The organism is Bacillus sanguinis (genome assembly GCF_018332475.1).
GTDB lineage: Bacteria > Bacillota > Bacilli > Bacillales > Bacillaceae_G > Bacillus_A > Bacillus_A sanguinis.
This window is the reverse complement of the sequence record NZ_BOQB01000148.1, coordinates 1-2716: the sequence shown is the minus strand read 5'-3', so window position 1 is coordinate 2716 and position 2716 is coordinate 1. Positions and strand designations below refer to the sequence as shown.

General features: G+C 35.5%; 4 protein-coding genes and 1 pseudogene. 1 reads left to right on the top strand and 4 read right to left on the bottom strand.

All coding sequences use genetic code 11. The features are described from left to right. Positions 1 to 63: 63 nt before the first annotated feature. From KI369_RS29500 to KI369_RS16645, 3 genes and pseudogenes are all read right to left on the bottom strand, one after another. On the bottom strand, positions 64 to 594 hold the full coding sequence (locus KI369_RS29500) for a cysteine hydrolase family protein (RefSeq protein WP_238484930.1): 531 nt from the start codon (positions 592 to 594) through the stop codon (positions 64 to 66). A 15-nt stretch (positions 595 to 609) separates the two neighbouring features. After that, positions 610 to 1143 (bottom strand): annotated as a pseudogene (locus KI369_RS29495) (GNAT family N-acetyltransferase); the annotation flags it as partial. A gap of 13 nt (positions 1144 to 1156) precedes the next feature. Next, entirely contained in the window at positions 1157 to 1462 is a 306-nt protein-coding gene (locus tag KI369_RS16645) for a YfzA family protein (protein ID WP_212956681.1), read from the bottom strand. A gap of 100 nt (positions 1463 to 1562) precedes the next feature. Here KI369_RS16645 and KI369_RS16640 point away from each other — a divergent pair, with 100 nt between their 5' ends. Next, positions 1563 to 2081, top strand: coding sequence for a kinase (locus KI369_RS16640; RefSeq protein ID WP_212956680.1), 519 nt, complete (start codon positions 1563 to 1565; stop codon positions 2079 to 2081). 114 nt (positions 2082 to 2195) lie between these two features. On the opposite strand, the gene KI369_RS16635 is transcribed toward KI369_RS16640, so the two are convergent. Further along, a partial coding sequence (locus KI369_RS16635) for a 3D domain-containing protein (RefSeq protein WP_238484929.1) occupies positions 2196 to 2716 on the bottom strand: 521 nt, incomplete at its 5' end.

Below are 2716 nucleotides of genomic sequence, written 5' to 3'. Positions count from 1 at the left end.
GACAAAGGATATCGACTTACCGACATGATTTGACCCGATTTCCACTAATAAAAAAACTGCCTCTTATTTAGAGACAGTTCCTTTCAAATCTTTTAATGCAACAACATCAGCAAACGCTCCAAACACTACGTTATGATGCTTCACAATGTCTTCAGCACGTAACACTTCCGTATCGAATGTACTATGTGCATCACTCACTAACGTTACTTTATACCCTTCACTAAACGCTCTTCGCGTTGTCGTATCCACACAGTACTCTGTTTGCATTCCTGAAATAATAACGTGTTGAATACCTTTTTCTTGTAACACTTCGTTTAAGTTTGTCTTATGGAATGAATCTGGCTTCGTCTTTTCAACGATACTGTCTCCCTCTAGTGGAGCAATTGCTGCATGGATCTTCCACCCATCTGTACCCTTTTCTAAAGGATGGTCTTTCGGTCCGTTATGTTGTACATAAATTACCGGAATATCATTTGAACGGCATTTCCCAATAAGCTCTTGTAATGTCTCTAAAAACTTTCCCCCATTATGTACTGGCATTCCTGCTGTATACATACCTGCTTGCACGTCAATTACTAATAATGCTTTTTTCATATCGCGCAGCTCCCTTTGTTTATATTCCATCATCCAACAATCTTCTAATACCCCTTCATGTAGTTCATGTTCCTTTAAAATCTTCACCTTTTTAAATCCGCATTTTTCATAGCACTTTATTGCACGTTCATTATTTACTTTCGGGTCCATTGCGATTGCTTCTGCTCCCGTGTTCTCCATAATATATGTAATTGTTGCCTGAACAAGTTTCGTTCCAATTCCTTTTCCCCAATAAGTCGGCTCTCCGATAAATTGATCCATTCCCCATACATTTTGTGATTCTTCATAGCCATATAATGCTTTCCACTCAGAATCGACTGGATACATTTGAATGTAACCAATCGGCATATTATCAAACTCTATTACACATCTTTTTTCATGCCTATTTGGATTGTGTATAAAATGATTCAGTACCATTTCTACAGATTGTGGATTATCTCGCCCCTCGTAATACTGCAATACTTCTGGGTCTGTTAACCATTTTGAAATGACCTGTGCATCCTCTTCTTTTACGTACCGTACCGATACATGATCTTTTTGAAATAGCATATAATACCTCTTTTTAATTATTTATATTTTTCCTTGTTGTGAAATCTTTAATTGCACCAATTAATGCGTATGGTAACAATGTAATCGCAAAAAATGCTGTAAACACATTAAAATGAGGAATTTCATATGGAGTGAACCATTCCGTGAAAAATTCAGAATTTAAAATTCTATTTAAAAACTCTCCACTTGGCTTAAAATTTGGTGCCCATCCTGTAATCTCACAAATAATAAATAGTAATTGAACAATTATAAATGCCCCTAGATAGCGAAACCATGTCCGTTTCCAAATCGGCTGCGCCTTATTTAATTCATGTTCCATCTAACTCCCACCTTTTTATTTCAATCCTATTAATTATACACTTTCCGCACTTTATTTGTTAAAATTTTCTATATACTCATTCACGCTGGGGGAATACATTATGTCTAATCCTATACTTAAATCAACTTTAATCATTCTTAGAGGCAACTCCGCAAGTGGTAAAACAACAATCGCAAAGCAACTACAAGAACATTTCGGACAAGGTACACTTTTCGTATCACAGGATGTTGTACGTAGAGATATGCTTAGAGTACACGATACGGAGGGTAATTTATCACATGATTTACTATTTAAAATTACAAAGTATGGAAAAAGAAAATGTGAGTTTGTTATTTTAGAAGGAATTTTAAACAGTCGTAGATACGGTGATATGCTGAAAGAATTAATACATTATTTTGAAGGAAACGCTTATACATATTACTTTGATTTATCGTTACAAGAAACGATTCGACGACATAATACAAGGGACAAACGGCATGAATTCGGTGAGGATTCCTTAGAAAAATGGTATAATCCGCAAGATACAATTAAAGTTACTAGAGAAACTATTTTTACAGATACCTTCACGCAAAAAGATATATTTGATATGATTCTTACTGATGTTGCGATAAAAAAATAAGACCGACAGAATATGTCAGTCTTATTTTCGTTATGTACTTTGTATTTTACTTTCACAAAAAAAGAAGCCAGCCTCAATAAAGAGAACTGACTTCTATCTAGATAACTATATTTATTAAAGAATTTTAACTTTAACAGTTTGTCTTCCCCAATTCATAGCTTTACTTTTTGAACCCATTAATACATCAATACGATTTCCTTTAATAGCACTTCCCGTATCACCAGCGATTGCTTCTCCATAACCTTCTACCCATACTTTAGATCCTAATGGGATTACTTTCGGATCAACTGCGATAATTCTCATATTCGGATTAGCCGTTAAATCATGCCCCATCGCAGTTAAAACGCGTCCACCATATGTACCATTTTCACTTGGATCAGCAGTATATGCTGTCGCTACTACCGTCAATTCACGTTTAGCGGACTGTATGTTATTTTTAGACTCTTCTTTTGCTTTTGCTTCTTCCTTAGCTTTGGCTATTTCTCTTGCTTTCGCTTCTTCCTTAGCTTTAGCTATTTCTCTTGCTTTCGCTTCTTCCTTTGCCTTTGCTATTTCTTGTGCTTTTGCTTCTTCTTTAGCTTTCGCTATTTCTTGCGCTTTTGCTTCTTCTTTAGCTTTCGCTATTTCTTGCGCTT

What these genes read in the sequence shown, in the direction of transcription:
- KI369_RS16640 (WP_212956680.1), top strand. Translation starts at nt 1,563, where the DNA reads ATGTCTAATCCTATACTTAAATCAACTTTAATCATTCTTAGAGGCAAC.
- KI369_RS29500 (WP_238484930.1), bottom strand. Translation starts at nt 594, where the DNA reads ATGAAAAAAGCATTATTAGTAATTGACGTGCAAGCAGGTATGTATACA.
- KI369_RS16645 (WP_212956681.1), bottom strand. Translation starts at nt 1,462, where the DNA reads ATGGAACATGAATTAAATAAGGCGCAGCCGATTTGGAAACGGACATGG.